At 58.4% G+C, this 6,576-nt stretch carries 6 protein-coding genes and 1 pseudogene; all 7 read right to left on the reverse strand.

The genetic code is table 11. The features are described 5' to 3' along the window. Window positions 1–1,280, reverse strand: a 1,280-nt coding sequence (locus WS62_RS26615) for a phage late control D family protein (protein WP_197422929.1), incomplete at its 3' end; no start/stop codon positions are given. Between the two features lie 352 nt (window positions 1,281–1,632). Further along, window positions 1,633–1,938 carry an H-NS histone family protein gene (locus WS62_RS35055; protein ID WP_082721310.1) on the reverse strand — a complete coding sequence of 102 codons (306 nt, stop codon included), beginning with the start codon at window positions 1,936–1,938 and terminating at the stop codon, window positions 1,633–1,635. 672 nt (window positions 1,939–2,610) lie between these two features. Continuing rightward, window positions 2,611–3,642: an extracellular solute-binding protein gene (locus WS62_RS26620; protein WP_066577277.1), complete on the reverse strand. Its 1,032-nt coding sequence runs from the start codon at window positions 3,640–3,642 to the stop codon at window positions 2,611–2,613. Next, window positions 3,639–4,490: an ABC transporter permease gene (locus tag WS62_RS26625; protein ID WP_066577279.1), complete on the reverse strand. Its 852-nt coding sequence runs from the start codon at window positions 4,488–4,490 to the stop codon at window positions 3,639–3,641. Before WS62_RS26625 ends, WS62_RS26620 begins: the two co-directional genes overlap by 4 nt. Continuing rightward, window positions 4,477–5,322, reverse strand: coding sequence for an ABC transporter permease (locus WS62_RS26630; RefSeq protein WP_082721311.1), 846 nt, complete (start codon window positions 5,320–5,322; stop codon window positions 4,477–4,479). Before WS62_RS26630 ends, WS62_RS26625 begins: the two co-directional genes overlap by 14 nt. 340 nt (window positions 5,323–5,662) lie before the next feature. Further along, a pseudogene (locus tag WS62_RS26635) lies at window positions 5,663–6,337 on the reverse strand (IS3 family transposase); the annotation flags it as partial. Next, a partial coding sequence (locus WS62_RS26640) for a transposase (RefSeq protein ID WP_197422866.1) occupies window positions 6,330–6,576 on the reverse strand: 247 nt, incomplete at its 5' end. The pseudogene WS62_RS26635 and the gene WS62_RS26640, both read right to left, overlap by 8 nt.

The following is a 6,576-nucleotide window of genomic DNA, read 5'->3' on the forward strand; positions in this document are numbered from 1 at the left end:
ACGCCGCGGCGCACGCAGGTGAACGTGTTCTCGTAACGGGTGTCGGCATCCTTCGCGAGCGCGGCCGGCAATGCAGGGGCTGCGTGCGCGAGATTGCGGCTCGCCGCGAACAGCGCCTGTACGCGTTCGTTGAGCCCTTTGGGCAGGTTGTTCCAAATGTCGTGGTCGATCGACGTGATCACGAACCGGCGTTTTTCGGGAAGTGGCCTGTCCCATTCCGGGTCGCCCGTCAGCGTGACCCATGCGCCCACGGCGAGGTCTCGCACACCGCTGACGCCGTCGTAACGCTCAGCTTCGAACTCGTGCGCGAGCATGCGCGCGTGCGTGAGCCGCTCGTGATCGCTCCACGAATCGCCCGCGTGCGGGATGTCGATCGCGACGTCGGTCAGCAACCTGGCCAGGTCGTTGCCTGCCTCGCCCTGATCGAGACTCGAACCGACGGTCGATTCGTCGATTCGGGCCTTCTTGTAATCCCATGACGGCCGACCGGCCTTGCCCTGAATCAGTTGCCGATGCAGCGCGAACAGCGTGACCGTGTCGCGCTGCTCGGTGCCGGCGTCACGCGGATGCAGTCGGACCGTGCCCGCCGGCGCTTCCGGCAGCGACATCGGATCGTCACAGCATACGAGCGTATGCACCGGCGTTTCGTCGTGAACGTTCTGCGCGCGCTTCGCCCGACCGGCCTTTGCAAATGCGGTAATCCCTTCGCGACGCAGCAGGCGACGCACGAAGTGCGCGTCCGATTCATTGACCTGGCGGGTCAGTTCGCGGGGCGGATACCGGTCGGCGCGAAGACCGGATAGATCGAACTCGAACGCGCGCGCAAGGGCCGGGCTGCGCTGCTGCCATTCGTTGAACAGCGTGGTGAGAATGTCGACGACGTTCCGCTTCCGAAACACGCGCGAATTGGTGCGCTTGTCCATCAGCGACAGTGTGTCGCACACGGTCAGTTGGTACACGCAGAGTTCGCCGTCGCTTTGTCCGATCTGGACGTCGCGGATGATTGCGTTCACCATGTGCAACTGTCCGCGGTCGGTAACGAGCCGGATCGAAACCGGGATGCCGAGGAATACGCCGGGCGGCAGGTCGTGGTGGGTCGACACGCAGGTCAGACGCCCCCGGATCCCGCTCATCAGCCCTTCCTGAACACTCGCGTGCTGCAGCGCGAGGAGATGGCCGATCGCGGCCTGCGCGGTACCAAAGTGCAACGCGACCGGGCGGTTATTCCAATCGACCGCCCCCGATGCGAAACCGCGTAGCGTATCGTTCAAATGGGTCACGGCGAGACTCTCAGGTTTCTGTTTGGATTTCGAATTGAAGGAGCATTGATTTTAGAGACGACCGAAAACTCCTCACGGCGCGTTAATTTTAGCAAGGTCGAGACAAGTGGCCGCCAAATTAACGAGGGTTCACGATCGCTTCGATGATGTGCCATGAGGTGAGATGGCGCGAAACCTGTCAGAGCTAACAGGTCTATTCCGTGTATTGGCGCGCTGAGTGCCGGCCGCCGCACCCGTGGCATCGAAATTGACCTCGGAAGCGAAGACATCTCTGCCTACCGGCTCGATTCCTTTTATGGCTGTTGCAAAGAAGCGTGTGTGTTTGAGTACCGTCCCGGCGCTCGGTTGCGGGTTACGCAGGCCGATCGATAACGAATTCGTCGCGCGGCAGGCCAGACATCCATTTCGGAGCTCGGCCTCGACCGCTCCACGTCTCCCCCGTCATTGGGTTTCGATATTTCGGTGGAATCGGACCACGTCGCTTGTCCGGCGAGCGCAGGCGAGTCCAATGCGGAAAAATCTGCTCAGGCCGGATCTCGAATCTCAAGACAGCCTCTCGTATCTCCGACAGTACCGTTGAGATTTCGCGCTGCTTCGCTGCTTCGGCCTCCTTATTGAGTGCATCGAGCTGAGCCTTCAGTTCTTCATAGGTTGCCACATTGAATCTCCAATTGACGTGCGTTCCGGCGTGCGCATCCGATTGAGTTGCGCAACAGTCGACCGGGCGTGCTGGGTGCAGTGCATCAACCAGCACGATGGGAATAAAAAGACGATCGTCGATCCCGACGATCGCAAAATCGCCTGCTCCGAGGCAGATCGGAGGGCAGCAGGCGGTGGCCGATTCGAGCTAAGCGGTTAGGTGTCGCCTGCGCCCTGCGCGGGAATGCAGCGAATCTCGTGTGGCGGGATAGCCGAATTCTCGCTTGGACGATGGTTGAAGCGCGGCGATGCACGCTGTCTGCGGATCGGACGGTCGATGGCTGCCACGCTTTCTGATGGATGCTGCGCGATTACGCGATGGTGCGCGCACGCCGAATTCGAGGCACGCGACGTTGATCTTGGGAGGGCGATAGCAATCGTCGCCGTCGCGACCGGACGGGTGTGCCAATGTTGCCGTAAAATACGGTCAGCCATGGTGGTCTCTCATTGTGTTCACCTAGGTTAGGAGGCGGGCGATGTTCGCAGCATCGCCCGCCTCCGGTTCTCTTCGGACTTCTGCATTGGAGTTGCCCGCTTCGTGCTAGCGGGCCGGAGACGTGATGGTCGTCGTCCGTTCTCCTTCCGCGTTACCGATCCGCTGTATCGGGAGATACCTGAGTCTCATTGCAGTTCATCGGTTCCCCTTCAACTTCAACCAGACCTTGTTGCGCAGCTGAATCGCGGCGGCCGAGCACATCTTGTACGGCTTGAGCCGCACTTTGTATTGCTCCGGCGTCTTGACCGCTGGATTGCTCAACAGCGCTGCATCAACGTAGCGGTCGGAGCCGATGATCTCGTTGCTATACCGGATAGCGTTCGTCACCTGCGCGATGTTCTCCGGCCGCATCATCCAATCGAGGAACTTGTGGGCTGAATCGACATTGCGAGCCTTTGCTGGAATGAGCAGGCTGTCCATGAACAGACGCACACCCTCCTTCGGATAGATGAACTTGATCGACGGGAGGCGCTCCTGCGCACGCACTGCCGCCCCGTTCCAAATATGCTGCACCGTGATCTGCTTGGACGCGAGGCGATCGATCGTTCCATCATTGCTGTACGTCTTCACGAACGGCTTTTGCTTTTGCAAGATATCGAGTACACGTTTCGCATCAGCGGGATTCTCGGTGCATTCATCCTGTCCGAGATACCAGCTCGCGGCCATGTACAGTTCCTCTTCGACGTCCAGATCGCCAATCTGGCCGCGCAATGCTTCGGGCGGCTCGAAGAACGACTTCCAACTGTCGTCAAGCTTTCCGCCGGGAACTCGTGCACTATCGTATGCGAAGCCGGTCAGCACCACCGTGTACGGCATTGCATAGTTCCGCTCAGAATCAAATGACGGGTGGCGATATTCAGGCTTGATGTTCGCGATATTCGGCAGATTGTTCTTGTCGAGCTTGAGCAAGAGTCCAGATTTCACGAGCACGGGCACGTAATAGTCGCCTGCGATCACGACGTCATACCCGCCTCCGCCAGACTGCAGCTTCTGAGTCAACGCTGCGTCACTCGCGTAAGTGTCAAGCGTCGTCTTGATCCCTGTCTCCTTCTGGAACTTCTTGATCAGCGTGTCGGGCAAATAGTCCGGCCAGCTTCCGACGTGAAGCTCGGCTGCCACTGCAGTTCCGGCAGCAAGAAGCAACGTCGCCCCTACTATTTTCTTCATACTGTTCCTATCGTTTGAATGTTCGAGTGGTACGTCTCAGATCGCTCGGACTCGAACCGTCTTGCAGTTCTCCGACCGAGGACCCAGACCGTCAGCAGTTGAATCGACGAAAGCCCAATGATTGCTGTCGAAATGGCGCTCACCTTGGGCGTGATTCCGAGCTTCAATGCGCTAAAGATGTACATCGGAAGAGTGGTCATGCCGGCGCCAGCCAAAAAGTAGCTGGTGACGTAGTCGTTCATCGATGCGACGAAAGAAAGCAGTGCTCCTGCCACGATACCCGGCAGCGCCAAAGGAACGGTGATTTGCCAAAACGCCGCCCACGGAGGTGCGGACAGATCGGCTGCAGCCTCAAGCAAAGTCCGGTCGATCGTCTTCAGGCGGGCGTTGATCGGTAGATACGCGAGTGGAACGCAAAAGACCACGTGCGCAAACAGGACCGCAACAAATCCGACTTCGAACGCGATCATGGAGAACACCATCATGGTGGCGATAGCGAGAACGACCTCGGGTATCGCAAGCGGCAAGGCGATTACGAGCCCACGTAGATCAAAGCCGCGATGTTTCTTTCGGGACCATGTGGCGACGGCCGCGCTCGTGGCGAGAGTGGTTGAAAGAACCATCGACCATAGAGCTAGAACCAGCGAGTTTTGTGCGGCTCGAATGAGAGTCGGGTCCGACCACGCCTCGACGTAGCCCTGAACGCTCCAGCCCTGCCATACGAGTGCGGACGGTCCCCTATTGAAGCTCATCCAGGCAACGATCACCAACGGCAGGTAGAGGAATAGCAGGACCGCAATCGCAACTTCGGTCGTAAGTGGAAAACGACGCAGTTCATGCGAGGTCATGAACGTGCTCCTGTCGCGGGAGTATGGACGTCAGTCGCAGCGCGAGCATCGCCAAAAGCACGACTCCGAGAAGCACAAACGACATGGCGGCACCCAACGGCCAATCGCGGCCACCGGCGAACTGGAAGTCGATCAGATTGCCCACCATGAACGCGTGATTGCCGCCAAGTAAGCTTGGAATTGCATAGGAACCCAACGCCGGGACAAAGACGAGCCCAAGGCCCGCCATGATGCCCGGACGGCAGCCGGGGACGATCACATGCATGAGGGCCGCCCCTCTATTCGCGCCCAGATCGTAGGCAGCCTCCACCAACCGCCAGTCGAATTCGTCGAGTGCCGCGAAAATCGGCAGCACCATGAAGGGGGTGAATGCGTAGACGAGGCCGATCAGAGTCGCGAGGTCCGTGTAAAGCAGTCCAAGGGAACCATGAAGCAGGCCGAACGCGCCAAGGATCCAGCTCAGTAGGCCGTTGTCAGCCATGACGATAATCCAGCCGCACATTTGCACTACGACGCAGGTCCAGAACGGTATGGTGACGAGCACCAACAAGATCGCTTTCCACATTGGTGCGCGGGTTGATATAAATAGGGCGGTAGGAAAGCCAACGACCACGCAACCAGTAGTCGTCAAGAATGCCATCACCGCCGACCGTAGAAAGATGCCCACGTAACCCTGTTGAAGTACAAGCGAACCGTCCCAGTCACGATCGAACGCGACGCGCTCATAGGCTCGAATCGTGAAATCTCCCCATGCAACGCCCCCAAATTCGAGAGGAGCGCTGATCGATACCACCACTAGAACCATGAGCGGGAGTATCACGCCCAAAATCATGACAAGCACGATCGGATCGCAAATCGCTCGCCACGATTTAGATTTAATTAGAATGGAGACTCGAAAAACCACTAATTACCTCGAATCGGTAAGCTCAACGGGGAGAAAGCGTAACAAATTGGTTGCCATATTTACAGATCACATGCGTGCTGAACACGCCAATCTCTTATCTCAAAGCGCCAATGTTGTTACAGAGATCAGCCTCAGCACCAATTCGCCACCCCATTTCATATAGCGAAATATTGGAATATCGATTATTGACCGAGAGCGCCTCTTTCATATGAAATTAATGCAATTATTATGAGGTTCCCTCGATTTTTCGCCTTCCAACGGTCCCGAGTTATGCGGCGGCGTCCTTGGTCTGCCGAGCTTTGACCCAGTCACGAAGGAACCGCCCTGGAGAAACAAAGCCGAGCGACGAATGACGACGACTGCGGTTGTAAAACACTCGATGTATTCGAACAGATCGGCCTTCGCGTCTTGATGCGTCCGGTAGTGCGTGGCGTGAACCCGTTCGTTCTTCAAGCCGTTGAAGAAGCTTTCCGTCGGGGCGTGGTCACAACAATTTCCCTTGCGGCTCATCGAGCAGCGCATGCCGCAGGCGGCCAGTTTGCGCTGGAACTCGTGACTCGCGTATTGGGCGGATTCAACCGGTCGTCACCCCGTAACAGCGCCCGTGCCGGGCCCGGATACCGTTCTCGCGCATCAGCCGTTCCACGCTCTCCTTGCTGGCCGGAAAGCCGCGCTCACGGATTTCCTCGGTCATGCGCGGCGAACCGTATGCACCCTTGTACTCGGCGTGCACCGTCCGGATCATCGTCAGCAGTTGCGTGTCCGTCAGTCGCGTTCGCCCCGGCGCGCCGCCGCGTTTCCACGCGCGATAGCCGCTCACGCTGACCGACAGCACGCAGCACAGCGACCACAGCGGATATTTCCCGACCTGCCGGTCGATCCAGGCATACCTCACAGCAGGTCCTTCGCGAAGGATGCTGCCGCTTTTTTTTGGTTCATCGAGGAATTCCGGGGAACGCGGCGCGGATTTTGAGGAAGAAATATTCCTCGTCGCGTTCCCCGTAAGCGCGACGCTTGATGACCTTGATGGTGTTGTTGATGCCTTCGACGACGCTGGTATTGAGCGGATGGCGGCAGCGGGCCAGGATGCCGTGCCAGTAACCCTGCAAGCGCTGGGCAAACAGTTGCAGCGCGGCAATCCCGCTTTGCCGGGCTTGCTCGATCCATTGCCCCCAAGCCTTT

The sequence above is a fragment of the Burkholderia sp. ABCPW 14 genome (assembly GCF_001523835.1).
GTDB lineage: Bacteria > Pseudomonadota > Gammaproteobacteria > Burkholderiales > Burkholderiaceae > Burkholderia > Burkholderia mayonis.